This window comes from Neptunomonas concharum (assembly GCF_008630635.1).
In the GTDB taxonomy this organism is placed as follows: domain Bacteria; phylum Pseudomonadota; class Gammaproteobacteria; order Pseudomonadales; family Balneatricaceae; genus Neptunomonas; species Neptunomonas concharum.
The window spans coordinates 681,078-705,777 of record NZ_CP043869.1 but is presented as its reverse complement, the minus strand read 5'-3'; the positions used below and the strand labels follow the sequence as shown (position 1 = coordinate 705,777).

The following is a 24,700-nucleotide window of genomic DNA, read 5'->3' as shown; positions in this document are numbered from 1 at the left end:
AGGAAGCTCCTACTCAAAAACCTAGGCTTGATAGCAGATCGTCAACATCATCTTGATTACAGGCCACATTGGGGTTATCTTTCCCACCAATTTGCGGTCCCTCTGCTTCAATCGGATCTTTCTTGTTTTTCTTTCCATCACTTTTATCTAGTGACGGTCCGGCATCCAGCCCACTGATCCTTTCCACTTTAGCTGCCATATCCATTAGTTGAACTAAACTGGATTCAACTTGAGTCACGAGTGTGATAACTCTTCGGATTAGCTGCCCAGTAATATCTTGGTAGCTCTGTGCAACTAATATCTCCGTCAGCTCAGACCGCATATCAGCAACTGTTTTCTCAGACTCTTCCTTAAGCTGACACGTTCTATCATAAACCCCTCTTAGTCCTTCAAATTCAGCTTCCAGCTGGCCGACTAGAGAGAGTAAATCTTTAAAGCGCTCACTCTGTTCGTCCATTTTATCGACTAAGGCTAGAGATTTATCGACCCTATCCATGGTTTCATGAGAGGTTTTTTCTGTTACTTCAATTACATACGCCAACCTCTCGGAAGCATCAGCCATGCCTTGAATAGCTTCTTCATTCGGGTCATTCTTAATCGCGACATCCGAAGAAAAAGACTTTATGGCTTCATGCAACCCCCGCGTCAAATAACCGACTTCATTGTAGAAAGCACGGTGTTTAACCTGTTGCAAGTCGCTGATGATATTAAGACCTGCGGCAACATCACCGGTATCTAACACAGAAACCAGCTCACGGGCTTTATCCTGCAAGAGCACTTCAAGGCCATCTAAACCAAGCGAGAAATCTATTTCAGACATAATCTTTATTCCCTAACTTCTCAGGCTTGAATGCGCTCAAATATTTTATCGATCTTCTCTTTTAAAACTGCAGCGGTAAAAGGCTTAACAACATAGCCGTTCACCCCAGCTTGAGCCGCAGCTATAATCTGCTCTCGCTTTGCTTCAGCCGTTACCATTAAGATCGGTATACCTGACAAATTAGGATCCGCACGCACAGTTTTAACCAAGTCGATCCCAGTCATCTCAGGCATATTCCAATCGGTAACAAGAAACTGGATACCCCCTTGCTTAAGAATAGGTAAAGCGGTTTTACCATCATCCGCCTCAACTACATTATTAAAACCAAGGTCACGGAGTAAGTTTTTAATTATTCGTCTCATCGTAGAGAAGTCATCTACTACAAGAATCTTGATGTCTTTTTTCAAGACAAAATCCCCCAATTCAGACACACAAGTAAGGCGAACCTGATTGCTTTATTTCCGCCTGACTTAAAATCTAGACTAATTTTCAGAAAAATGGGGACTTAGAGAAAAATTTATTGCCAATCTCTAAGCCGTCCGCGTAAACGGTGGGCTGCTTGACTGTGAATTTGGCTCACTCTGGACTCACTTACACCAAGAATTTCACCTATCTCTTTAAGGTTTAATTCTTCGTCGTAGTAAAGCGCCAAAACCAACTTCTCTCTTTCAGGAAGGGTATCAATAGCACTTGCCAATGCTCCGGCAAAGGCCGTTGATTCTGTTAAATTTACAGGGCCCGGATCATCAGCAGATAGCTGCTCACCAACGGTTTCTCCTTCCGTACTTGTCAGCTCTTCAAAGCTAAATAATCGACTCTCTAAGGAGTCTTTTAGTAAGCTATGATAGTCAGCCACACTGATATCCATTTCGGCAGCGATTTCACTATCTGAAGCATCACGACCTAATTCAGCCTCTAATTTATGGATAGCTTCAGATATTCGGCGCCCATTTCTGTGAACGGAGCGAGGCGTCCAATCACCACGGCGCACTTCATCGATGATTGACCCTCGAATACGAATACCCGCATAGGTTTCAAAGCTAGCCCCTTTACTCGCGTCGTATTTCTTGGCTGCTTCTAGAAGCCCAATCATACCCGCCTGAATCAGATCATCCAGAACCACACTCGCTGGTAACCGTCCCATCAAATGATAGGCTATACGCTTAACTAACGGCGCGTATTGTTCTATTAAATTATGGCTTGAAACTTTATCTTGCGGGTTGTACATGAAGCCCCTTCCGAGCCGAAATTAAACACCTTGAACCAGACGTTCAACAAAAAACTCTAAATGCCCTCGCGGTACATCCTGAACTGGCCAACTATCCACTTTAGTTGCCAATTGCCGATAGGCAAGCGCAGCTTTAGTTTTAGAAAATGCTTTCAGAACAGGAATTTGGCGCTGAACTGATTTTCTAACGTTTTCATCATAAGGTATTGAGCCTACGTATTGAAGCGTTACTTCAAGGAAGCGATCGGTTACCGTAACCAGCTTATTAAACATGTTACGACCTTCAGCGTCTGTCGCAACCATATTTGCCAATACGCGAAACCGTGTCGTTCTATAGTCACGATTTAGGAGTTTAATAAGTGCGTAAGCATCCGTAATTGAGGTAGGCTCATCACAGACTACTACCAAAACTTCCTGCGCAGCCCTCACAAAACTCACCACTGAGTCAGAAATACCCGCTGCCGTATCAATCACTAATACATCAATACTGTCTGCGACTTCATTGAATGCATAAATCAGCTCAGCGTGCTCATGAGCGCTTAGCGAAGTCATCTCCTGCGTACCTGAACAGGCAGGAACGATACGTACATTTTCATTTACGTCTAGCATGACATCAGACAAGCTGCACTCACCTGACAGAACATCGCTTATGTTCTTTTTTGCCCTTAGACCTAACAGCACATCCACATTCGCAAGCCCAAGATCAGCATCCATCAGAACGGTTCGCCTGCCCATTTCACCCAGAGCCAACGAGAGATTAACCGAAACGTTGGTTTTGCCTACGCCCCCCTTACCACCGGTGACCGCTATGACTTTAACTGCATGATTACTTTTCATCTATTATTTCTGAACTAACCAGCCGAGGAAAGTGCAGACCCCCCCTCTGCTGAGAGAGCTCTTTGCCGCTCTCTTTCTAGTGCCTTTTGTGCCGTTACAACGGCGCGGCTGACCAGATCATTTCTCTGCGCAACCTCAATATCATCAGGTACCCGCTGACCGTCAGTGATATAACTGATAGATAAACCTTTTTCTATCGCCAACGTTAATGCTTCCCCTAAACTGCCAGATTCATCAAGCTTACTGAGTACACATCCGTTCAATCCGATACTTTGGTAATTAGCATACGCATCTTCCAGCACTTGCCGCTGGCTGGAGCAAGAAAGCACCAGTAGTTTTTTTAGGCGAACTGAAACACTACTTAGCATCGTTTTTTGCGCTTCACTTGGACCTTCATGCTGACTCATACCTGCTGTATCTATCAAGACAAGTCGCTTACCTCTTAAGGATAGCAACACCTCTTCTAAGGAGTTGTTTTCATCAACGACTCTTACAGGCACATCCAATATCCGTCCAAATGTTCTTAACTGCTCATGAGCCGCTATGCGATAGGAGTCGGTTGTTACCATAGCCAACCCAGCACTACCGTGCTGCAATACATATCGAGCTGCTAGTTTTCCTATCGTCGTTGTTTTACCGACGCCAGTAGGCCCAACAAAAGCGATCATTCCGCCTCGATCGATAAAGTCTTCACCCATTACCGGAATAGCGTCAGTCAATTTTGATAACGTAATACGCCAAGCTTTAGCAACATCCAAGTCAGATTCCAAACCTTTAGTTAGGTGATTGGATATAGCGTCACTAAGACCTATTCGCTCAAATCGGCGACTGAGCTTACTAACAACAGAGTTCCCGCCCTCGGCAGGCTTCCTCACCTCTTCAACCCAAACTTTTCGCGAGGAATGACTTATCTGCTGTTCAAGCAGTGACTTAAGCTGCTGTATCTCTTGCTGCATTCCCTCAATGACTTGCTCTGAATGCTGGGCAGGGGGCGCGAAAGAAGGCGCAGGCGCTTCTAGCGGCTCATCAAACAAGGATAGTTTTTCCTCATCTTTAGCTCTCTGGCGCGCCTTTAAAGACTCAAGTATGGTCTGCAGATCATCGTCATCAGACTCCTCTACCTGTAAATTCTTTTGGCCATCACTGTGATAGGACTGAGACGGGTGAGAGGCTCGCTCTCTCGCTTCAGCGATATGCAAACGTGTTCTTTGCAATTCAGCATCCAGTTCTGAGCGCTGCCGACTTCCGGTTAGCACTTGAACCTGCTCATCCTTGCGTTTTTTTCTCTCATATTCACGCTTAAATTCGGCTTGAGCCGCTTCAAACTCATGCTCATGGGCAGCAACTACCTCTACGCCACCTGCGACCCGGTGATTAGATACAATCACCGCATCAGGCCCAATTTCCTCTCTTGCCCGACGCATAGCCTGACGCATGTCTGGTGCAAATATGCGTTTAACTTTCATAGACCGGTCATCCATAAATTCGCTACAACGTTAGTCATTTCAACCATGTTGGCCACCCACTGTTGCAACGATAGTAATGCGTTTATTTTCTGGCACTTCTTGATAAGAAAGCACATGGATAAGTTGCTCGCCATAGCGAACAAATTTCGCCATTAGCGGCCTAACCGGCGCAGCTACTAACAGAATAGCAGGCTGCCCCATCATTTCCTGCTTTTGAGCCGCTTCGATTAATGACCCTTGCAACCTCTCCGCCATTCCTGGCTCTAGAACCATTCCGGATTCTCCAGCTTGCTGACTCTGCTGTACAGATCCCAATAGCAACTGTTCCAATTGTGGATCTATGGTGATCACGGGAATTTCAGGGTCCGGGCCATTAAGCGTTTGTACGATTAAACGACTAATGGCAACACGCACGGCGGCGGTCAACGCCACAGGGTCCTGCGTCCGTACCACCGCTTCCGATAGAGCCTCAGCTATACTGCGGAAATCTTTCAAAGGCACCTGTTCCATCAACAAGTTCTGTAGTACCTTCAATAAACTGCTGATCGAAAGCTTCGCAGGCACCAACTCCTCTACCAACTTAGGTGAGCTTTTCGCTAACATATCCAACAACTGCTGCACCTCTTCATGCCCCAATAATTCATGAGCATGACTCTGGAGCACTTGATTTAAGTGCGTAGCTACCACGGTACTTGCATCCACAACAGTGTAGCCTAACGTTTGCGCATGTTCTCGCTGCCCCGGTTCAATCCAAATAGCATCCAATCCAAATGCCGGATCCTTAACCTCGACCCCTTTTAATGCGCCAAATACCTGCCCCGGATTAATTGCCAGATCTCGATCTGGATAGATCTCTGCCTCTCCGACAACAACACCCATTAGTGTCATTCGGTATGCACCTGGCATCAAGTCCAGATTATCGCGAATATGCACAGAGGGAACCAAGAAGCCCAGATCTTGAGATAACTTCTTCCTGACACCTTTAATTCGACTTAACAACTGTCCGCCCTGAAGTTTATCCACCATTGGAATCAGTCGATACCCGACCTCAAGACCGATCATATCCACCGGCATTACATCAGCCCAATCAAGGTCTTTCTGCTCAGATTCTTGCTCTGTTTCTACTGACTCTGCCGTCTGTCGTTGCAGTTCAGCTTCTGCTTTTACCTCTTCACGCTTCGCGTGCATCCACCAAGCACCAAAACCTGCCATAGCTGCCAACGATAAAAAGGCCACGTGCGGCATACCTGGCACAGAACCCATAATCGCAAGAATAACAGCCGCGACGGTTAACGCTTTAGACGACCCAAACAACTGATCTACGATCTGACGCCCCATATCCTGAGAGGAGTTCTGTCGTGTCACCATAATGGCAGCCGCTGTAGAGAGCAGCAAAGAAGGGATTTGAGCAACCAGACCATCACCAATGGTTAGAAGTGAATAGTATTCAGCGGCCACCTCAAACGACAAATCGTGCTGAATCATTCCGATCATTAAGCCACCAAGGATATTGATTACCAAAATCAAAATACCCGCAACAGCGTCACCACGAACAAACTTGGAAGCACCATCCATCGCACCATAAAAATCAGCTTCTTGTGTCACATCTTGACGTCGAGCTTTCGCTTCCTCTTGAGTGATTAAACCCGCATTTAGGTCAGCATCTACAGCCATCTGCTTACCTGGCATCGCATCCAGCGTAAAACGCGCACTCACTTCTGAGATTCGGCCTGCCCCTTTGGTCACCACGACAAAGTTAATAATAACAAGGATTAAAAACACCACGATACCGACGACGTAGTTACCACCAATCACCACAGAGCCAAATGCCTCGATCACCTTACCTGCAGCATCTCCACCTTCATGCCCATACAAGAGCACGACACGCGTAGAAGCCACATTCAAGGCAAGCCTCATTAACGTTGCTACTAATAAGATCGTTGGAAAAACAGCAAAATCTAATGGCCTGAGAGCGTAAACACCTACAAGGAGTACTACGATAGAGAGTGCTATGTTAAACGTGAAGAGCACGTCTAGAAGGAATGCAGGAACAGGCAACGTAACCATTGCCAAAATAACAAGCAGCAGCAAAGGAACACCCAAGTTCCCCTGACTTAAACCTCTGACATTATTAAAAAGGACTGCTCTATCCAACCCAACCTCGCGTCAAAAAAACAACAAAACCCCACAAAGAATGCCAAATTATTGACATATTGAGGGCATACAACCCAAATAAGACTTATATACGGTTAGTTTTTGCAAGAATTAAGCCAGATTAATCAAATCGATAAGCATCGGGAATTTCAAGCTCGTGCTCTGCAGGAAGCACGGGTTTACCTTCTGAGCGATCCGCTTGGTAGCGTTTTAGCTGGAATACATAAGCAAGTATCTGGGCAACTGTCTTATAAAGTGCCGTTGGTATCTCTTGGTCTATTTCCGTGCTGTGATAGAGTGCTCGAGAAAGAGGTGGGGCTTGTAAAACAGGGACACCATGCTCGTCAGCAATTTCACGGATTTTAAGTGCTATAAAGTCCACACCCTTTGCAACCACCACAGGAGCCTCGCGCGACCCTGACATATATTTTAATGCAACGGAATAGTGGGTAGGGTTGGTTATCACCACATCAGCGGTAGGCACTTCCTGCATCATCTGTCGCTGAGCAATTTCACGCTGGAGCTGCCTGATGCGACCTTTTACTTCAGGTTTACCCTCCGTATTCTTCATCTCATCCTTGACCTCCTGAAGCGTCATTTTTAATTTATGCGAGTAATCATGTAACTGATAGGGCACGTCCACTAAAGATATAATGATCAGGCTTGAGCTGATCACCAAAAAAGCCCAGCCAATCATCTCTACCGCATATCCTGCTGCTGCCCGGACATCTTGCCCCCCCAAGGCCAACAACTTAGGCTCAACCGCTAACAGGACGGCAACAGCAAATGAAGCCACTAATGCGAATTTCGCAAACGCTTTCCCTAGCTCCACTAACGCTTTTAAAGAAAACATCCGCTTAATGCCCGCCAAGGGATTTAAACGACTCATTTTAGGTTGAATCGCTTGCGCACTAAAGTTCCACCCGCCCAGAGCAATCGGTCCTATGAGAGCAGCCAAGGCGACCACAACCATAAAGCCAAGCACCGCCCACACTGCATCCTCAAAAGAGAGTGCCAATTGCGCAATCATGAGCTGACTATCAAAAAATTGCTCACGCCGAAGTTCAAAATTACCCGCCATCATTGCGGCTAACTGATGCGCTGCAGAACTGCCAAAAAGCAACATTCCGCCAGCGGCTGCTAGTAATAGCGCTGTTGCATTAAGCTCTTTGGAGCGAGGGATATCGCCTTTTTCACGCGCTTCCCTCATTCGCTTGGGGGTGGGATCTTCGGTTTTTTCCTGGCCCGTTTCTTCAGCCATGCGGCACCTCCAGCAACTGACCTATCAAACTCAATGCGTAATCCGCAATAAGCTCAAATTGACCCAAAAACCCAGATAAGCTCAACCATGTAATCAACAACCCAAGGGTCATGGTAAATGGAAAACCAATAGCGAAGATATTTAATTGCGGTGCAGCTTTCGTCATGATTCCAAACGATAAGTTAACCACGAGCAGTGAGGTTACCGCTGGTAGAGACATCAACAATGCACCGCTAAACATCCACGTTCCAGCCAATGCAATATCAATAAATTTTATAGCACCTAAATTGACCACATCCACAGGCATCACATAAAAACTCTGTGTGATGATGTTTAACATTATCAGATGACCGTCCATCGCCAAAAACATCAACGTTGTCATCATCATGTAGAATTGCCCCAACACGACGATAGATACCCCATTAGAAGGGTCTGTCATGGAAGCAAAGCCCAAGCCCATCTGGTTGGCAATAAGCTGCCCTCCGACTGCAAAAACTTGAAACATTACGTGCAATGTAAATCCAAGCGCTGAGCCAATCAGCACCTGCTGAGCAATGACAAGATAGGTATTAAAATCCAGTCCACTCATCACCTCCGGCTTGGGAAGTATAGGCACAAGCAAAGCCGTGATCAGAAGAGCAAGACCTAAACGTATTCTAACTGGCACTAAGCGCGTACCAATAATTGGCATAGCCATCAGAAAGGAAGCAACCCGAAACAAGGGCAACATAAAAGCGCTTACCCATTGCTCAATCTGAATCAGGCTGACATCTAACATATCAACCAATCATCACTGGAATACTGTCAAAAATTTTATGAAATTGATCAGATAATTTTGTCACCATCCAAGGCCCCATGAGCATGATAATCATCAAAATCACTAACAACCTGGGAAGAAAGCTCAAGGTCTGTTCATTGATCTGAGTTGCTGCTTGAAAAACAGCTATAACCAAACCCACCAGCAGACTCGGTACGACAATCACAGAAACCAGTATAACGACCAACCATAAGGCTTCGCCAAAAAGATCAAGGATCAATTGAGGTGTCATTCACTCCTCCCGATGCTTTAAATACCAAAACTAGCTGCCAACGTGCCAACTATCATAGCCCAGCCATCCACGAGCACAAACAGCATAATTTTAAACGGCAAGGAGATAATCACTGGTGACAACATCATCATACCCATCGCCATCAGCACACTAGCCACAACAAGATCTATGACCAGAAAAGGAATAAACAGCATAAAGCCTATTTGAAACGCCGTTTTAAGCTCACTAGTCACAAAAGCAGGTACTAAAACGGTAAAAGGGATATCAGCAGGCGTTTCAACGGGTGGGGATTTAGAGATGCGTAAGAAAAGATTTAAATCATTCTCACGCGTTTGATGCAGCATAAACTGATGAAAAGGCTCACCGGCTGCCTTAACAGCACTCATTGTATCCAACTCCTCATTCAAATATGGCTGCACCGCACGCTGATTGACCTCTTCCAAAACGGGCGACATGATAAAAAACGTTAGAAACAACGAGAGCCCGACTATGACCTGATTCGAGGGAGTCTGCTGCAAGCCCAACGCCTGTCTTAAAATAGCAAATACAATAATAATGCGGGTAAAAGAGGTCATCATCATGAGCATGGCTGGCAAGAATGTCAGCATGGTCATGAGAGCAAGAATTTGTATAGTTACACTGTAGTTTGTGCCACCCTCTGGTGTTGTCGTAACACTTACGGCGGGAATACCTGGATCTGCTGCGAACCCGATCATAGGAAATATAAGCGCTACAACCAAAAGCAAAATTTTCATTTTTGGCCCTCGGTACTACTAACCTCTTTCATCACCTTAGCAAACTCATTTGATGAGGTATCACCTACAACGTGCTCATCAAAGGTGACTAGATGCGTCACTCGCCCCGGCGCAACACCAAGCAGCACTTGCTTCGCTCCCACCTCAACCAACACAGCCTTCTCTCTAGTCCCCAAGGCTAAAGAGGCTACCACTTTCATTTTTTGATGAGGAAGATTTAAGGCAGACACTCGACGGAACAACCATGCCAAGCCAATAATCAGAGCCACAACCAACCCCAGCCCTAGAATAACCTGCGCTATGGACTGAAACGTAATAGTAGGATCCTGGCTCATCGTTAACGCAGACGCTTAATGCGTTCTTGTGGGCTAATCACATCCGTCAAGCGAATACCATAACGATCATTAACAACAACAACCTCGCCATGGGCGATTAATGTGCCATTTATCATGACATCTAAAGGTTCTCCCGCAACACGATCAAGCTCCACGACTGAACCTTGGCTCAGTTGCAACAAGTTGCGAATGGAGATATCCGTATTCCCCACCTCCATCGAAAGCGTCACTGGAATATCCAGAATAACATCCAATTTAGGGTCATTCACGGGAACTGATTCATCTTGCAGTTCGTCAAATTCAACAGCACTGGATGCGTCAGTAGTTTGCTCAGCTAAAGCGGATGCCCACTCATCAGCCATCGCTTGCTGATCGTCGTCCATTTCATTATTTTCTGTTGTTTCACTCATTACGACTTCTCAGAAGAACTGGCACTAATCGTGCCTAGGTATTTGACTTACAATTTTCACCGCTAGATTGCCGCGTGCGGTTCCCATCTTGCATTTGAACACAGGTACTGAATTAGCCTTTAACGTTAAACTTTCAGGAATCTCAACAGGGATAACATCACCTGCCTCTAATTCCATTACATCCCTAAGTGTCAACTCCCGCTCGGCAATACGAAGGTTAATTTGCATTGGCGCCAACATAATATCGCGTCGTAAAGCAACCACCCAGCGATCATCTTTTTCATCTTCAGCAGGCTGAAAACCTGACACCAGCAGGTCACGTATAGGCTCTATCATTGAGTAAGGCAAAGTAATATGAAACTCGCCCACTCCACCATCCAAGTCCACTTGGAACGTGCTCACCACAACCACTTCTGACGGGCTAACCGCATTGGCCATCGCCGGATTCATTTCATGCCCAACACGCTCGAAGCCAATAGCCATAACGGGACGCCATGCTTCTACCAAGTCACTAAAAAAAAGATCCAAGGTCTTTTGCACCAAGCGGGTTTCTGTTGGCGTAAAGTCCCGGCCTTCGATTTTAGCGTGACGACCATCTCCACCAAAAAAGTTATCCACTAACTTGAATACCAGCTTCGCATCCATAATGAAGAGTGCAGTTCCTCTCAAAGGAGGCACTTTAACCAAATTCATACTCGTGGGAACATACAGTGTATGAATATAGTCCCCATACTTCATCACCTGTACTTCACCGACCGTGACATCTGCCGTGCGTCGCAACAAATTAAATAAGCTGTTACGCGTGTGCCGAGCAAAGCGCTCATTAATCATCTCCAACGTCGGCATTCGGCCACGAACAATACGTTCATGACTAGCTAGGTCGTAAGAGCGAACAGCACCTTCCTCCAGTTCCTCCTCAACCTCGGCAGTTTCAACATCGCCGTCATCAACACCATGAAGTAGCGCGTCAATTTCGTCTTGAGATAGCAGATCTTTAACAGACATTGGCGTTTAGCTTCCTAAGCCTACTGCATAACAAAGTTAGTAAACAGGATCATTTCAACACCCGGTTTACCAATTTTTTCTTGAAGAATACCTTGCACTAACTCGGTCGAGGCTTGACGAAGGCGTTCTTTGCCTTCAATCGTTTGCAGCTCTTCAAAAGACTGCTTCGCAAACAAATTATTCATTCGCGCAACAATTAACGGCATATGCAATGTCAATGCGTCGACCACATCCTGATCTCTGCTTTTTGCCTCTACAAACGTTTGTAGGTAGTGCCTTTTACCATCACTTGACTGCAAGGTTGCAACAAATGAAGGTTTTCCCTCCAACGTCCTGACTTTAGAATAGATGGCTTCTTTTCTAACCGGCTCTGCGGGAGCCACCGTCTCATCTGATTGACCACCTAGAAGAAAAAAAGCAGCTCCTGCACCCAGCGCAGCGATCAGCAATGCCCCTATAACAATAAAGATGATAAGTTTTTTCTTTGATTTTCCGCCTTCAGCGGCCTCTGCTACCGATTCTGCCTCAGCCATGCACTTACTCTCCTGTTATCGCCATCCAAGACCAATATATCAATAGTATAAATATAACATAGAGATAGCGCGACCGGAGTTTAAGCGTAATAATCCACTAAAGATACATTCCCGCGACTAACAACCTCAGACGAAGTCTCCACTTCTCCAGCCGAAAGGTCATAGCCCATACGCCCTGAAGATTCGTCTCTTTCACCCTTGCCACCACCAGAAGATTGGTCATTTACAAAAGATTCACCCAAACTCATCCCCTGCTCTGCAAGCATTTCACGCAGGCGAGGCAGGTTTTGCTCTAATGCATCCCGCGTAGAGGCATGAGGAGAGACAAAAGTCACACTCACCTGCTCATTGCTTATCTGGAGTTTTACTTGCAAGGAGCCCAACTCTGGAGGATCAAGCTGTAACGTTGCACTTTGGACTTGCTGACCTGAAACCCAAGCCAAACGCTCAGACACCACTTGAGGCCACGCAGGATGATTAGGTGTAATACCTTGGGGCATTTGCAATACCACACCTGCAGAAGGGCGATATAAAGTAGGTTGATGCAGCGCCCCTATAGAGAACTGCTCAATCTGTGTTGGTTTTTCCGTAACGCTTTCAGCTTGTGCTGAATTAATAGGCGAATCTATTTTCTCGGCACTTACCCGTACCGGAGATACACCAGAAAGTTGTTTCTTAGCTACGATTTGATCACCGCTCTTCACAACAACCTCAGACTTCAAGTTAACACCGACAATACTAGTGTCAGCGCTGCGCTGCGCTGATTCTGCAGCAGACAAGCTATTACGCGATACCTTCTTATTATCCGACTGCACTGTTTGAGCCGGTTGAGCCGGTTGAGCCGCTTGAGCCGTTTGAGCCGTTTGAGCCGTTTGAGCCGGTTGAGCCGGTTGAGCCGGTTGAGCCTTTTGCGCCAGTTGAGCCGTTTGAGCCGTTTGAGCCGTTTGAGCCGTTTGAACCGTTTGAACCGTTTGAGCCGGTTGAGCCGGTTGAGCCGGTTGAGCCGGTTGAGCCGGTTGAGCCGTTTGAGCCGGTTGAGCCGGTTGAGCCGGTTGAGCCGGTTGAGCCGGTTGAGCCGGTTGAGCCGTTTGAGCCGGTTGAGCCGGTTGAGCCGGTTGAGCCGTTTGAGCCGGTTGAGCCGTTTGAGCCGTTTGAGCCGTTTGAGCCGTTTGAGCCGTTTGAGCCGTTTGAGCCGGTTGAGCCGGTTGAGCCGTTTGAGCCGGTTGAGCCGGTTGAGCCGGTTGAGCCGTTTGAGCCGGTTGAGCCGGTTGAGCCGGTTGAGCCGTTTGAGCCGTTTGAGCCGGTTGAGCCGGTTGAGCCGGTTGAGCCGTTTGAGCCGTTTGAGCCGTTTGAGCCGTTTGAGCCGTTTGAGCCGTTTGAGCCGTTTGAGCCGTTTGAGCCGTTTGAGCCGTTTGAGCCGTTTGAGCCGTTTGAGCCGTTTGAGCCGTTTGAGCCGTTTGAGCCGTTTGAGCCGTTTGAGCCGTTTGAGCCGTTTGAGCCGTTTGAGCCGTTTGAGCCGTTTGAGCCGTTTGAGCCGTTTGAGCCGTTTGAGCCGTTTGAGCCGTTTGAGCCGTTTGAGCCGTTTGAGCCGTTTGAGCCGTTTGAGCCGTTTGAGCCGTTTGAGCCGTTTGAGCCGTTTGAGCCGTTTGAGCCGTTTGAGCCGTTTGAGCCGTTTGAGCCGTTTGAGCCGTTTGAGCCGTTTGAGCCGTTTGAGCCGTTTGAGCCGTTTGAGCCGTTTGAGCCGTTTGAGCCGTTTGAGCCGTTTGAGCCGTTTGAGCCGTTTGAGCCGTTTGAGCCGTTTGAGCCGTTTGAGCCGTTTGAGCCGTTTGAGCCGTTTGAGCCGTTTGAGCCAACAACCCCTCCTCGACAAGCGGCTGTATATTTATACTCTTAGCGATGGCAGGCTCCCTTATGAGCCCAGGCCCCAACAAAGCCTTATCTTGCTCTTCTATTGCGAGCTTTATTGCCTTGGCAAGCTCACCTTCCACCAATTCGCCATTAGAGCTATTTAAATCAACGCCATTTCCAGACAGATTTTCTACCACATCTCCTGATACGGCTTGATCACTATTTGCCAGTTCCTGATAGCTTACAGAAGATGATTCACTTGCCGCTGAAGGCAAAACACTTCCGCTCGGCGGCAAATCTTGACGACTCGAGTCCTGCTCTGGGTTTGTATTACTTTCTGCCCAACGTGCTTGAGAGTATGCACCTGACAAATAGTCACCAAAAGCCTGCGTTGTAGGCACTACAGCCGTATTAGCCGCTAGCAATTGGCTATTAAAGCTTTGCGACACTGCACCGCCAGACATTGGTAATAGTGATAGACTTGGAGCGACTGAATTACTCATAATACCACCCATGAACTTATCGATGGTGGAGTTAAAGCAAAATCAAGGCCATCTTAAATAAAAGCGGAAGGACGAAGCTGAGAACGCTCATCTAGCAATTTTTGTAACTGCTTATCTTCTACCTGTTTCTCTTGCGCAACCACTTTTGAAACCAAGTTATCAACAGCTTGGTGCTTACCGTGCATTTGAGCCCAGTATTTCTTTATCTGCTCTAGTTGAACAAGGTTGTGCTGCATCGACTTACGATGTTTCTCAATGGCATCAGAAATTTTCGCCATAAATGCCTGATAATTTTGCAGCTGCCCTATATCAAGCCCTCTATTGACCGCCTCTCGATAAGCCTGCTGGTATTCAGCCAAATAGTCCTGCAACTGTGCTAGCTGTACTTTATCAGTCTCAACACGCTTTACTTGCTCACCCAAAAACTGCTCAGCTTGTGCTTTGCGCTGCTCAGCCAAATTGAGAACAACCTGAAGCCGAGAGGAGCGTTTTTTCATGCCCGTACAGGCTCTGCAGGCTGTAGAGATATCGACATCATACGTAAGCTATCATTGACATTCATTGCTTCATTTAGCCCCTGTCTTAGGAATTGACGCATTGTTGGTACGCGCTCTATAGCAAAATCGGTATCGGGGTCACTACCACGCACATAAGCTCCGACAGCAATCAAGTCCGCATTTTGCTGATATTTTGAGTATAGCTGCTTAAAGCGCATTGCCAACGCCATATGCTCAGAAGTAACAATAGATGGCATCGCTCGACTGATTGATGCCTCAACATCAATTGCAGGATAATGCCCCTGCTCAGCAAGTTGACGCGACAATACTACGTGCCCATCTAAAATCGCACGCGCTGCATCAGCTACAGGGTCTTGCTGATCGTCACCTTCCGTCAACACAGTATAAAAAGCCGTGATAGACCCTTGCCCCGTTGCATCATTACCTGCGCGTTCAACCAATTTAGGAAGTTTTGCAAACACTGACGGCGGGTAGCCTTTAGTTGCGGGAGGCTCCCCTATTGCCAAAGCAATTTCACGCTGAGCTTGTGCATAACGGGTGAGCGAGTCCATTAGCAGGAGCACACTTTTACCCTGAGAACGAAAGTATTCTGCAATTCGAGTGGTTAATTGTGACGCTCTTAGCCGCATTAATGGAGAGTCATCTGCCGGCGAGGCCACAACGACAGAACGCGCTAATCCTTCAGGCCCTAGGTTATGCTCAACAAACTCTTTAACCTCTCGCCCCCTCTCCCCAATCAGGCCTACAACGGTGATATCAGCCTCTGTCGCTCGAGTCATCATCCCCAACAGTACTGATTTTCCCACACCACTACCCGCAAATAAGCCCAAACGCTGGCCTTTACCTACAGTCAGCAGCGCATTAATCGCTTTAATTCCAACATCTAGTGTTTCGTTGATAGGATAACGTTCAAGCGGATTAATCACCTCTCCCGCCATAGAAACAGATTGCTCACACTTTAAAGCCCCCTTACCGTCCAATGGCTCGCCAACTCCATTGAGCACACGCCCAAGAAGTTCAAAACCAACCGGAACATCCCGATCCGCATTTAAAGCGATCACCTTGGCACCCGGTGCTAAGCCATCAACTGGTTGAAGAGGCATCAGATAGATACGGTCCCCCGAGAAGCCAACCACTTCAGCCTCAATTCCAGCACTGGGCCTCATAATAAGACAGTTATCGCCAATAGCCACATTCAGACCAACTGCTTCAATAGTAAGGCCAATCAAACGGGTAATACGCCCTTGCAACATAGGTTGAGGCGAACTAAGAGGGGCTTGCAGTGCCTCCATTGCACGCTTTAGATCCTCATCCTTCATGGGTATCACTGGATGTAGAGTTAGAAACTCTAAGATGCTCAGCAAGGCGCTGATTCACTTTCGCCACCACATCAGAAAAACGGCGCTCAATGGAATCATCTATACGCGTATTTTGAGACTCAACAAAACACCCCCCCAACGTAACCGAGGGGTCTATCACAAACCGAATTCGACTATCAGGTAGCTCAGATAGAGAAGCAACAGCCAACTGATCATCGGGATGTATACGCACGCGAATTTCAGCCTCTGGATCAGGCAATTGAGAGAGCGAGGCTTTTACCGATTCAAGAATCACTTCTTTTTGGTAAACGGCTTCTGTGCGCAGCACAGATTCTGCGATATTGATTGCCAAAGTAGAAACCCACTCAGCACATGCTTCATTCCTTTTCCACAAGGGTGATTCCAAAGAGGCTAACATAGAGGACAGTTTTTCTGTGAGCACTTTGACTTCCTGCTCTCCTCGCTCTAAACCCGCTTGATATCCGCGCGCCTCTCCCTCTTTTTGACCAAACTCGTAACCTTCCTGCTTACCGCTTTCAAATCCTTCTTCAAATGCGCTTTCACGAATGGACTCTAGCTCAGCCAAGGTAACTTTTTCAGCAACAATTTCCTCTTCCTGTACGATAACATCTGGTTCAGGCTCGCCTTTTTTAGCGTGAATACCAATCACATGACTGCTTCCAACTTCTGGCAACAACCAGCTTTGCGTGGCGCTTGTAATATCGGCAGCTTTAATCCTAACAGGTACCTTTTCAAAGGGTTTCATAGGTACACCTAAATCATGTCATCGCCGCTGCCACCGAGCATAATTTCACCATCATCTGCAAGGCGACGAGCAACAGCAAGAATCTCTTTCTGGGCTTCTTCCACTTCACTGACACGCACTGGCCCCTTCGCTTCCAAATCATCACGAAGCAACTCAGCCGCACGTTTTGACATATTCCTAAAAATTTTCTCCTGAAGCGCGGTCTCCGCACCCTTCAATGCCAAAATCAGTACATCAGTTGATATTTCTCGCAAAATCACCTGTACGCCTCGATCATCCACATCAATGAGGTTATCAAAGACAAACATAAGATCCTGAATTTGTACGGCCAGCCCTTCGTCGACTTCTCGAATACCTTCCATCAACTCGGCCTCAATCGTGCTATCGATAAAGTTCATAATATCTGATGCCTGCTTCACACCGCCCAACGTCCGAGATTGCCCGCTGCGTGAGCCGCTGAACTGGCCTTCTAGCATATCATTCAACTCTTGTAGTGCTTGCGGCTGAATACGATCTAAAGCAGCTACACGCATGATAATATCCAAACGCACTTTGTCATCAAAAAAGGCCAATACACTGGCAGCTTGATCAGGGTCTAAATATGAAACAACCACTGCCTGTATTTGAGGGTGTTCGAAGCGAATCGTTTCGGCGATCTGTCTAGGCTCCATCCAGCGCATCGTATCAAGCCCAGAGGTATTCGTACTCATAAGAATACGATCAAGTAAGGTTTTAGCCTTTTCTTCCCCTAACGCCTGATTAAGCATTGCCCTGATATAACGATCATTATTGATTCCAATACCCGTTTGATCGCTGACTAAATGCATAAAGTCAGAGACAACACCTTCAACACGGGATTGAGGAACGTTGTCCAACTGAGTCATGGCTTCACCAATCAGCTGTACTTGCTTAGGGCCCAGATGCTTGAGCACCTCGGCCGCGTCATCCTCTCCTAAGCTTATGAGCAAGATAGCTGCCTTCTCTATGTCCCTCAGCTCTTGATCATCGCTCATCGGTGTTAATCCACTGTTTTACCGCCTGCGCAACACGTGCTGGATCTTCTGCAATCATGCTTCGTACGGCATTTAGTTGGTATTCAAAGCTTTCATTAGGTGTCGGTAACAAGGAATCCTCTCGACCACCAAAGGTTACCCGATCATCTGAAACGTCAGTACCATCTAGACCATCAAGCTCGGCCGAAACATCTCCTGCGCCGCCAGCTGCCACTGCAGGAAGCGCAGGTGCCGCCAGCCCCTTTAGAATTCGCAGCAACCCAAACCCTAAGAGCAAGACTAATAGCACAGCACCTACTTGCTTAATCAGGTCTTGCAACCAAGGCTGCTCCCAAATAGGCATTTCTTCTTCGACAAATTCCTGCTCCGGAACAAAAGGAGAGTTAATGACATTAACACTATCTCCCCTTACAGCAACGTAACCAACAGCGTCCTGCACCAAGATCCTGAGACGCTCCAACTCACTTTCTGACCAAGGCGTTTTAACCGCTTCTCCTGTTTCACTGTTGATAGAAATCAAATCATCCACCACAACAGCTACACTTAACCGCTCGACACGCCCACTCTGGTGTTTTGTATAGGAAATAGAGCGATCTAACTCAAAATTTCTGGTCGCCTGTTTGCGGCTACTACCTGGTACAACACCGTTAGTTGCCGCTGCGTTTGAGCCATTTGCTACTTCAGGCACCGTAGCCGGGCCTGGGGGTTGATTAGAGAGTGCGCCTGGAATACCTTGCGCACTACCTACACCAACACGACTTTCATCAACCGTTTGCTCGCTCCTGAGAGAGGGGAGATCAGGATTATAAAGTTCATCTGTTTGCTCTACTGCTGTAAAATCAACTTCAGCAGAAACTTCTGCCCGAAAACGCCCCGTCCCTACTACCGGCAGGAGTATGCTGTTAACCCGATTTAGCAGCGTTTCTTCCACTTTTCTCGCATATTCGAACTGCTTCGACGCTAAGACTACATCTTCGTCTTCATCCCGCGCACTCAACAATTGCCCACGCTGATCAACTACCGTCACATCTTTAACATCTAAAGACGGAATTGAAGAAGCTACTAAATTCGCAATCGCAGCCACATGCTCCCGCTCTAATTTCCGACCTGCAAATAACTCTAAGAAGACGGAAGCACTGGTTTTTCGTTGATCCCGCACAAATACCGTATCTTTAGGAATGGCTAAGTGAACCCTAGCATTCCTGACTGCCACCATGCTCGCTATCGTTCGAGAAAGCTCCCCTTCAAGCCCTCGACGATAGCGAGCATTTTCCATAAACTGGCTTACACCTAAACTCTGATCTTTATCCAATAGCTCAAAGCCTACCGTCTTATCAACAGAGAAGCCTTCTGCAGCAAGCTTAAGACGCGCCTGATGCACATATTCATCCGGTACAAGGATTGCCCTACCGTCACCCTCAAACTTATAAGGGATGCTGTATAGCTTTAGCTGCTCGATAACCTGATTAGCATCGACAAACTCAAGATTGGAAAACAAAACACGATAATCTGGGGCACGCGACCACAGCACCACAGCAAAACCAATGGCAATACTTGCAGCCAAGCCCACCATCAGACCCAATTGGCGGAGAATAGTCAGCTTATTAAAGCCTGACATTAGCCCACCAGATTGTAGCGCTGCTGCATTATTATCCATACGTGTTTATATCTTATATAAAGCCATCAAATTGGCATTTTCATAACATCTTCATAAGCCGTCACTAGACGGTTGCGCACTTGTGTCATCGCCTGAAAAGAAACGGATGCCTTCTGCATCTGAATCATTACTTGGCTTAGCTCTATTCGAGGATCGCCCTGCTCATAAGCAGTCGCCATTCGACTAGACTCCATCTGGGTACTATTGACTTTATCAACCGCATTTTTCAATAAAGACCCAAAGCCTTCATTATCTATTCCTTTTACAGAATCCAGCTGCGTCGGAATTTTGACAGCCTGAACACCTTGTTGTGCATCTGCTTTCATAGCACGCATCTGCATCAAGACACTATTGATATCAGCCCTCTCAATCACAACCCACCTCTACGACAATTTATTGACATTATATTCAATAAAAGCACTTTAACAAGCCGCATCAACCCTACTGGCGCCATAAATGTGACGTTTCTAAAGAAAATACGTTTTAGTATACTCATAAATGCAAAAAGCGAGCCAAGCTCGCTTTTCTAAATTTAAACATTTATATTAAGCTACATCTGGAGGGTCGCCGTATTTCAAGCGAACATACATTAAGGCAACTGTAATGGCATCCCCCAGAGCTGTATGTCGCTCAAGCATCGGGATATCTAGCTTTTTAGATATAGTATCAAACCGAAGGTCAACGTTACCGCCAACCGAGCGCCACTTAATTATATCGTGATAGACATGAGATAGCTCAATCGCCTTACAAGGCAACCCAAAGCCAAACTTGGGGCGAATAAACTTATCCAGCATCCTGATATCATAGTTCACGTAATAACCAAGGATTGGCCTATTCCCTACAAACGCCAATACCTGCTCAAGAGCATCATCCAGCTCAATACCATCAATAAGATCAGCTGCTCTTATTTTATGGATTTTAATAGAATCCCCCGTGAGACTTTTAGGCGGCCTCAACTTAATATCAAGACGGTCGCTAGTGAGTACCTTTCTCCCTTTAACTTTAACTGCACCAATAGAAACGATATCAGCCGTTTTCACATCCAGCCCGGTTGTCTCACAATCTAAGGAAACAACCTCATCACCCTCATATGGTTCAAAGAGATGAGCATAGGGACCTGTCCTATGCTCCATTTTTTCTTTCATTCTTCTTATTGTTCTGGGGATAATCATAAAATTTAACGACTCCCTAAGTGATAACGCAACTCTAAATGCTTTTTAAACCCTTTCACTATATGAAATGCATCCCTCAACAGATCACGTTCCATTTTATTCATAGACTGGAGATCAAGGGTATTAGGCGTTAGGTCAACACCCGCTTCTTGCTCTTCCGCCCTTTTGATTTGCTGGCGCAGCCGCAACTGAATAAACAAACCTAAGGCTTCCGATAAATCCTTCGCATGCTTTTCTTTCATAATGCCGGCTTCTGCCAGGGCCTCTAAACGCTTAAAGGTATTTGTCGCTAAAATACGCTGCTCTAATGCCATTGTTCTAACACCGTGAACAATAGGGAAGATACCGCCTTTTTTGACATCCAATTGCCCTTTTTCCTTTAAGTTTCCAAAAAAAGTCAGAGGTGTATCAAACTCCAGCGCCACCTTGGCAAAATGAGAGAAGAAAACATCATTGTTTTTCAAATACTTAAAAAACCAGTTCCTCGCCGCTTTAAATAAAGCAGGATTACCAGCAACGGGTTTTGCATCAACAGCGATCGCCAAATTCATTTGATCAGACTCTTTCCAACTCGAAGACCAGTCTCCCATCTTCTGAGTCCAATCACCCAGTGAGTTCACCCATTCTGGGTTTGAAACCATGATATTACCCGGACAAGGCGGGTACCCAAATTTCATTAACTCTTCACTAAAGCGGTTCATCACGTCTTGCATTTGAGGCCAAACAAGCCCGTCACGATAAATAATTGCATTATCCTGATCCGTTTTCATGACCTGCTCACCACGCCCCTCCGAGCCCATAACAATCAGGCAAACGTGAGGCTGCATATCCACAGGAACCATTAAATCAAACAGCTTAGCCATCACACGGCCATTCATCGCAGCTAACAGATCCATCGCAAAGCGTGTCTTAACCCCATGAGATACCAATGAGCGAATTAAATCATTCAACCCTTGAGCAGCCACATGCAAATCTTCGACTGTTTTTGCACGCTCAATACGCAAACCAATGACATGCGAGTGACTTGAGAAAAAGCTCAATACATCAGTTAAATCAACTATACCGACCAGCTCTGCGCCCTCCATTACAACCACTCGTTCGATGTGCTGCTGTGTCATGGTAATTAGAGCGTTGAACAGATACTCGTCTGGGTTGATACTTATTAAGCGATACGTGGCTATATCAGCCACCGATGTCGATATCGGTAATTCATTCATCACCACTGCATTTAACAGGTCCGTACCCGTTACCATTCCGTATCGAGTCCCTTTTCGAACCAGCACACAGTCCACTTTTTTCTCGCGCATCAGAACAGTGGCTTCTTTGATTGAGGTTTCTTCTAGAACAATCAGAGGCTCCCTGATTACACCCTCACTCACTCTGGCTAACATAAACTCAGCCATGTCCTGAGATTCACCGTGCTGCTCAAGAATCTCAGTCTTTGCCGTTAAATTTTGTTGAAAATAATCAGCAAACAAGGAGTTAGTAGAAACTAGATCCAACACCGTCTTAGTAGGAATGATATGGCAAATCGTTTCCTCTTCTGCGGTAAAGTTATGAATAGCCCTGCCTTTAATTGCCGACCAAGCACCAAAGTAATCCTCATTCTCATAGTGAACAAATATATGCTCCTGACCATCATCTTCACCGTCAGGTGCTTCACTCTCCGAAACTCGTCCTTTCAAGACAACATACACACCTTCAGGAACAGATCCGGCCGCCATTACGACCTCACCTTTCTGAAAATAGCCAATATCAAGATTTTGACGAAGCAATGCTTGCTCGCTATCACTCAGCAGGCTAAATGGCAAGTTATCCATATTGAAAGATGAAGGCATAGAAATTTCCTCTATTTCATAAAAAAGGGCACATCAACTCTCGCTGATGCGCCCTCGGTATTTTGAGAACTAACTCAAATATTAGTGAGCGTGAGCGTCACCAGCACCACGTGGAATACGTAGATCTTCAACGATACGCTGCATCTCTTCAGATGGAGGCGGTGTCATTGAAGCAACAACAATTGCCACAACAAAGTGCAGAATCATACCAACAGTACCGAAACCACCTGGCGAGATACCCATGAAGTAATCAGCAGAGTTACCGCCACCGAATACGAAGTACCACATATAGCCAACAGTAGAGATCAGACCTACCAGCATACCTGCAATAGCGCCCTGCGTGTTCATGCGCTTGTAGAAGATACCCAGCATAATAGTTGGGAATACCGACGCACACGCGATACCAAACGCCAACGCTACTACCTGAGCCACGAAGCCTGGAGGGTTGATACCGAAGTAACCTGCAATACAGATCGCCACAACCGCAGCCAAACGAGCATACATAAGCTCTTGTTTGTCTGTGATATTTGGATTGATAGTTTTCTTCATCAAGTCATGCGAGATTGCAGTAGAGATTACCAACAATAGGCCAGCAGCTGTTGATAGTGCCGCTGCAACTGCACCTGCAGCCACCAAAGCGATTACCCAGTTAGGCAATTGAGCAATATCTGGGTTAGCCAATACCATGATGTCACGGTCTACGTAAACTTCATTAGCAAAAGGCTGTTTAGCTGAATCGAATTCAGCACCCGCTTTAGCATTAACTGCCAAACGCTGTCCCATTTCGCCACGAGTATCAGCCCCATCAAACTGAGGCTTACCACCTTTACCATCAAATGCAGCACCGGCAGCGTACTGGATTTTTCCATCGCCGTTTCGGTCATTCCACGCCAGAAGACCTGCATTTTCCCAGTTTTTAAACCAAGATGGAATTTCGCTGTAAGCAGTACCTGCGTTATCAGGGCCATTGATAGTCTGAATCAGGTTTACACGACCGAAGCCTGCAACACCAGGAACCGCAGTGTAAAGCAATGCGATGAAAATCAACGCCCAGCCAGCAGAAGTACGCGCGTCTTTAACACGAGGTACGGTAAAGAAGCGTACAATTACGTGCGGAAGACCTGCTGTACCACACATCAGTGCAACCGTCAGGAAGAAAATATCGATAGTGGACTTTTTGCCTGCCGTATATTGCGCAAAGCCTAGATCCATAGATAGTTTATCCAATGTTGCCAAGACGGACTGACCAGACTCCAGCGTCGCACCTAAACCAATCTGAGGTAGAATGTGGCCTGTTACCTGAGCAGACAGGAAGAATGCAGGAACAGTAAACGCCAGAATCAATACACAGTACTGAGCTACCTGAGTGTAGGTAATACCCTTCATACCACCCAATACAGCGTAGAAGAATACGATTGCCATACCGATAACAACACCTGTGTTGATATCAACATGTAAGTAACGAGAGAATACGATACCTACACCACGCATTTGACCTGCTACGTAGGTGAAGGAGATAACAATCGTACAAACTACAGCAATAGTACGCGCAACGTTTGACTCGTAGCGGTCACCGACAAAGTCAGGCACCGTGAACTTACCAAATTTACGCAGATAAGGTGCAAGCAACAACGCAAGCAATACGTAGCCACCTGTCCAGCCCATCAAGTAAGCAGAACCATCACGGCCGATAAAGGAGATCAATCCTGCAAGGGATATGAAAGATGCTGCTGACATCCAGTCAGCCGCAGTTGCCATACCGTTAGCAATCGGGTGTACACCACCGCCAGCAACGTAGAACTCTTTGGTAGAACCCGCTCGGGCCCATACCGCGATACCTATATATAGGAGGAATGATCCACCAATAAATATGTATGATAATACATCAACACTCATATTAACGCCGTCCTATGTAAATTATTATTATTCGTGAACGTCATATTTTTCGTCGAGTTTGTTCATACTAAACACGTATGCCCAGATCAACAAAACGAAGACGAAGATAGACCCTTGCTGGCCGAACCAGAACCCTAATGGAAATCCACCCAACTGGATGGCATTAAGCTGATCAACAAACAAGATGCCACAGCCGTAAGAAGCTACGAACCAGATGGCAAGGTAGGTCATAATTATGCGCAAGTTTTCGCTCCAATAAGCTTTTGCGCTATCACTACTGATTGACATGGCACTATCCTTTATTTTTTGTTATCGGA

The 24,700-nt window shown here is 46.5% G+C and carries 26 protein-coding genes; all 26 read right to left on the bottom strand.

The window, feature by feature from the left end; all coding sequences use genetic code 11:
• Nucleotides 1–13: 13 nt before the first annotated feature.
• Complete coding sequence (locus F0U83_RS03350; protein WP_138986520.1) at nt 14–820, bottom strand: protein phosphatase CheZ; 807 nt, start codon at nt 818–820, stop codon at nt 14–16.
• Nucleotides 821–840: 20 nt separating this feature from the next.
• Nucleotides 841–1,227 (bottom strand): chemotaxis response regulator CheY, encoded by a 387-nt coding sequence (gene cheY, locus F0U83_RS03345; protein ID WP_211343614.1) that lies wholly within the window; start codon nt 1,225–1,227, stop codon nt 841–843.
• A gap of 110 nt (nt 1,228–1,337) precedes the next feature.
• Complete coding sequence (locus tag F0U83_RS03340) at nt 1,338–2,048, bottom strand: RNA polymerase sigma factor FliA (RefSeq protein WP_138986519.1); 711 nt, start codon at nt 2,046–2,048, stop codon at nt 1,338–1,340.
• Nucleotides 2,049–2,069: 21 nt separating this feature from the next.
• Complete coding sequence (locus F0U83_RS03335) at nt 2,070–2,885, bottom strand: MinD/ParA family protein (RefSeq protein ID WP_138986518.1); 816 nt, start codon at nt 2,883–2,885, stop codon at nt 2,070–2,072.
• 14 nt (nt 2,886–2,899) lie between these two features.
• Nucleotides 2,900–4,351, bottom strand: coding sequence for a flagellar biosynthesis GTPase FlhF (gene flhF / locus F0U83_RS03330; protein ID WP_138986517.1), 1,452 nt, complete (start codon nt 4,349–4,351; stop codon nt 2,900–2,902).
• A gap of 39 nt (nt 4,352–4,390) precedes the next feature.
• The gene (gene flhA, locus F0U83_RS03325) at nt 4,391–6,505 is read right to left on the bottom strand and encodes a flagellar biosynthesis protein FlhA (protein WP_138986516.1); all 2,115 of its coding nucleotides are present in this window, start codon (nt 6,503–6,505) and stop codon (nt 4,391–4,393) included.
• Between the two features lie 121 nt (nt 6,506–6,626).
• Nucleotides 6,627–7,766: a flagellar biosynthesis protein FlhB gene (gene flhB, locus F0U83_RS03320; protein WP_138986515.1), complete on the bottom strand. Its 1,140-nt coding sequence runs from the start codon at nt 7,764–7,766 to the stop codon at nt 6,627–6,629.
• The gene (gene fliR, locus F0U83_RS03315; RefSeq protein WP_138986514.1) at nt 7,759–8,544 is read right to left on the bottom strand and encodes a flagellar biosynthetic protein FliR; all 786 of its coding nucleotides are present in this window, start codon (nt 8,542–8,544) and stop codon (nt 7,759–7,761) included. The genes flhB and fliR overlap by 8 nt, the downstream gene beginning before the upstream one ends.
• Before the next feature lies 1 nt (nt 8,545).
• On the bottom strand, nt 8,546–8,815 hold the full coding sequence (gene fliQ / locus F0U83_RS03310) for a flagellar biosynthesis protein FliQ (protein WP_138986513.1): 270 nt from the start codon (nt 8,813–8,815) through the stop codon (nt 8,546–8,548).
• A 17-nt stretch (nt 8,816–8,832) separates the two neighbouring features.
• Nucleotides 8,833–9,570: a flagellar type III secretion system pore protein FliP gene (fliP, locus tag F0U83_RS03305; protein WP_138986512.1), complete on the bottom strand. Its 738-nt coding sequence runs from the start codon at nt 9,568–9,570 to the stop codon at nt 8,833–8,835.
• Complete coding sequence (gene fliO, locus F0U83_RS03300; RefSeq protein ID WP_138986511.1) at nt 9,567–9,905, bottom strand: flagellar biosynthetic protein FliO; 339 nt, start codon at nt 9,903–9,905, stop codon at nt 9,567–9,569. The genes fliP and fliO overlap by 4 nt, the downstream gene beginning before the upstream one ends.
• A gap of 2 nt (nt 9,906–9,907) precedes the next feature.
• Entirely contained in the window at nt 9,908–10,315 is a 408-nt protein-coding gene (gene fliN / locus F0U83_RS03295; RefSeq protein ID WP_211343613.1) for a flagellar motor switch protein FliN, read from the bottom strand.
• A 24-nt stretch (nt 10,316–10,339) separates the two neighbouring features.
• Entirely contained in the window at nt 10,340–11,320 is a 981-nt protein-coding gene (gene fliM, locus F0U83_RS03290) for a flagellar motor switch protein FliM (protein ID WP_138986510.1), read from the bottom strand.
• A 20-nt stretch (nt 11,321–11,340) separates the two neighbouring features.
• The gene (locus F0U83_RS03285; RefSeq protein ID WP_138986509.1) at nt 11,341–11,853 is read right to left on the bottom strand and encodes a flagellar basal body-associated FliL family protein; all 513 of its coding nucleotides are present in this window, start codon (nt 11,851–11,853) and stop codon (nt 11,341–11,343) included.
• A gap of 80 nt (nt 11,854–11,933) precedes the next feature.
• Entirely contained in the window at nt 11,934–12,575 is a 642-nt protein-coding gene (locus tag F0U83_RS03280) for a flagellar hook-length control protein FliK (protein ID WP_138986508.1), read from the bottom strand.
• The gene (locus tag F0U83_RS17200) at nt 12,572–13,723 is read right to left on the bottom strand and encodes a hypothetical protein (protein WP_249042191.1); all 1,152 of its coding nucleotides are present in this window, start codon (nt 13,721–13,723) and stop codon (nt 12,572–12,574) included. The genes F0U83_RS03280 and F0U83_RS17200 overlap by 4 nt, the downstream gene beginning before the upstream one ends.
• Nucleotides 13,724–14,257: 534 nt before the next feature.
• Nucleotides 14,258–14,701: a flagellar export protein FliJ gene (gene fliJ, locus F0U83_RS03270; protein WP_138986507.1), complete on the bottom strand. Its 444-nt coding sequence runs from the start codon at nt 14,699–14,701 to the stop codon at nt 14,258–14,260.
• Nucleotides 14,698–16,014 (bottom strand): flagellar protein export ATPase FliI, encoded by a 1,317-nt coding sequence (gene fliI / locus F0U83_RS03265; RefSeq protein ID WP_246077648.1) that lies wholly within the window; start codon nt 16,012–16,014, stop codon nt 14,698–14,700. Before fliI ends, fliJ begins: the two co-directional genes overlap by 4 nt.
• Before the next feature lie 16 nt (nt 16,015–16,030).
• Nucleotides 16,031–16,807 (bottom strand): flagellar assembly protein FliH, encoded by a 777-nt coding sequence (locus F0U83_RS03260; RefSeq protein WP_138986505.1) that lies wholly within the window; start codon nt 16,805–16,807, stop codon nt 16,031–16,033.
• 8 nt (nt 16,808–16,815) lie between these two features.
• A complete protein-coding gene (gene fliG, locus F0U83_RS03255; protein WP_138986504.1) occupies nt 16,816–17,820 on the bottom strand; it encodes a flagellar motor switch protein FliG in 1,005 nt (334 codons plus the stop codon).
• A complete protein-coding gene (gene fliF / locus F0U83_RS03250; protein ID WP_138986503.1) occupies nt 17,810–19,477 on the bottom strand; it encodes a flagellar basal-body MS-ring/collar protein FliF in 1,668 nt (555 codons plus the stop codon). Before fliF ends, fliG begins: the two co-directional genes overlap by 11 nt.
• Nucleotides 19,478–19,503: 26 nt before the next feature.
• Complete coding sequence (fliE, locus tag F0U83_RS03245; protein ID WP_138986502.1) at nt 19,504–19,851, bottom strand: flagellar hook-basal body complex protein FliE; 348 nt, start codon at nt 19,849–19,851, stop codon at nt 19,504–19,506.
• 171 nt (nt 19,852–20,022) lie between these two features.
• Nucleotides 20,023–20,649: a 3'-5' exonuclease gene (locus F0U83_RS03240; RefSeq protein WP_138986501.1), complete on the bottom strand. Its 627-nt coding sequence runs from the start codon at nt 20,647–20,649 to the stop codon at nt 20,023–20,025.
• 5 nt (nt 20,650–20,654) lie between these two features.
• Nucleotides 20,655–22,487, bottom strand: a complete 1,833-nt coding sequence (locus F0U83_RS03235) for a DUF294 nucleotidyltransferase-like domain-containing protein (RefSeq protein ID WP_138986500.1) — start codon at nt 22,485–22,487, stop codon at nt 20,655–20,657.
• A gap of 81 nt (nt 22,488–22,568) precedes the next feature.
• A complete protein-coding gene (locus F0U83_RS03230) occupies nt 22,569–24,383 on the bottom strand; it encodes a sodium:solute symporter family protein (protein WP_138986499.1) in 1,815 nt (604 codons plus the stop codon).
• 27 nt (nt 24,384–24,410) lie between these two features.
• A complete protein-coding gene (locus tag F0U83_RS03225; protein WP_211343611.1) occupies nt 24,411–24,671 on the bottom strand; it encodes a DUF4212 domain-containing protein in 261 nt (86 codons plus the stop codon).
• Between the last annotated feature and the right edge of the window lie 29 nt (nt 24,672–24,700).

What these genes read in the sequence shown, in the direction of transcription:
- F0U83_RS03350 (WP_138986520.1), bottom strand. Translation starts at nt 820, where the DNA reads ATGTCTGAAATAGATTTCTCGCTTGGTTTAGATGGCCTTGAAGTGCTC.
- F0U83_RS03340 (WP_138986519.1), bottom strand. Translation starts at nt 2,048, where the DNA reads ATGTACAACCCGCAAGATAAAGTTTCAAGCCATAATTTAATAGAACAA.
- F0U83_RS03335 (WP_138986518.1), bottom strand. Translation starts at nt 2,885, where the DNA reads ATGAAAAGTAATCATGCAGTTAAAGTCATAGCGGTCACCGGTGGTAAG.
- flhF (WP_138986517.1), bottom strand. Translation starts at nt 4,351, where the DNA reads ATGAAAGTTAAACGCATATTTGCACCAGACATGCGTCAGGCTATGCGT.
- flhB (WP_138986515.1), bottom strand. Translation starts at nt 7,766, where the DNA reads ATGGCTGAAGAAACGGGCCAGGAAAAAACCGAAGATCCCACCCCCAAG.
- fliR (WP_138986514.1), bottom strand. Translation starts at nt 8,544, where the DNA reads ATGTTAGATGTCAGCCTGATTCAGATTGAGCAATGGGTAAGCGCTTTT.
- fliQ (WP_138986513.1), bottom strand. Translation starts at nt 8,815, where the DNA reads ATGACACCTCAATTGATCCTTGATCTTTTTGGCGAAGCCTTATGGTTG.
- fliP (WP_138986512.1), bottom strand. Translation starts at nt 9,570, where the DNA reads ATGAAAATTTTGCTTTTGGTTGTAGCGCTTATATTTCCTATGATCGGG.
- fliO (WP_138986511.1), bottom strand. Translation starts at nt 9,905, where the DNA reads ATGAGCCAGGATCCTACTATTACGTTTCAGTCCATAGCGCAGGTTATT.
- fliN (WP_211343613.1), bottom strand. Translation starts at nt 10,315, where the DNA reads ATGAGTGAAACAACAGAAAATAATGAAATGGACGACGATCAGCAAGCG.
- fliM (WP_138986510.1), bottom strand. Translation starts at nt 11,320, where the DNA reads ATGTCTGTTAAAGATCTGCTATCTCAAGACGAAATTGACGCGCTACTT.
- F0U83_RS03285 (WP_138986509.1), bottom strand. Translation starts at nt 11,853, where the DNA reads ATGGCTGAGGCAGAATCGGTAGCAGAGGCCGCTGAAGGCGGAAAATCA.
- fliJ (WP_138986507.1), bottom strand. Translation starts at nt 14,701, where the DNA reads ATGAAAAAACGCTCCTCTCGGCTTCAGGTTGTTCTCAATTTGGCTGAG.
- fliI (WP_246077648.1), bottom strand. Translation starts at nt 16,014, where the DNA reads ATGGAGGCACTGCAAGCCCCTCTTAGTTCGCCTCAACCTATGTTGCAA.
- F0U83_RS03260 (WP_138986505.1), bottom strand. Translation starts at nt 16,807, where the DNA reads ATGAAACCCTTTGAAAAGGTACCTGTTAGGATTAAAGCTGCCGATATT.
- fliG (WP_138986504.1), bottom strand. Translation starts at nt 17,820, where the DNA reads ATGAGCGATGATCAAGAGCTGAGGGACATAGAGAAGGCAGCTATCTTG.
- fliF (WP_138986503.1), bottom strand. Translation starts at nt 19,477, where the DNA reads ATGGATAATAATGCAGCAGCGCTACAATCTGGTGGGCTAATGTCAGGC.
- F0U83_RS03240 (WP_138986501.1), bottom strand. Translation starts at nt 20,649, where the DNA reads ATGATTATCCCCAGAACAATAAGAAGAATGAAAGAAAAAATGGAGCAT.
- F0U83_RS03235 (WP_138986500.1), bottom strand. Translation starts at nt 22,487, where the DNA reads ATGCCTTCATCTTTCAATATGGATAACTTGCCATTTAGCCTGCTGAGT.
- F0U83_RS03230 (WP_138986499.1), bottom strand. Translation starts at nt 24,383, where the DNA reads ATGAGTGTTGATGTATTATCATACATATTTATTGGTGGATCATTCCTC.
- F0U83_RS03225 (WP_211343611.1), bottom strand. Translation starts at nt 24,671, where the DNA reads ATGTCAATCAGTAGTGATAGCGCAAAAGCTTATTGGAGCGAAAACTTG.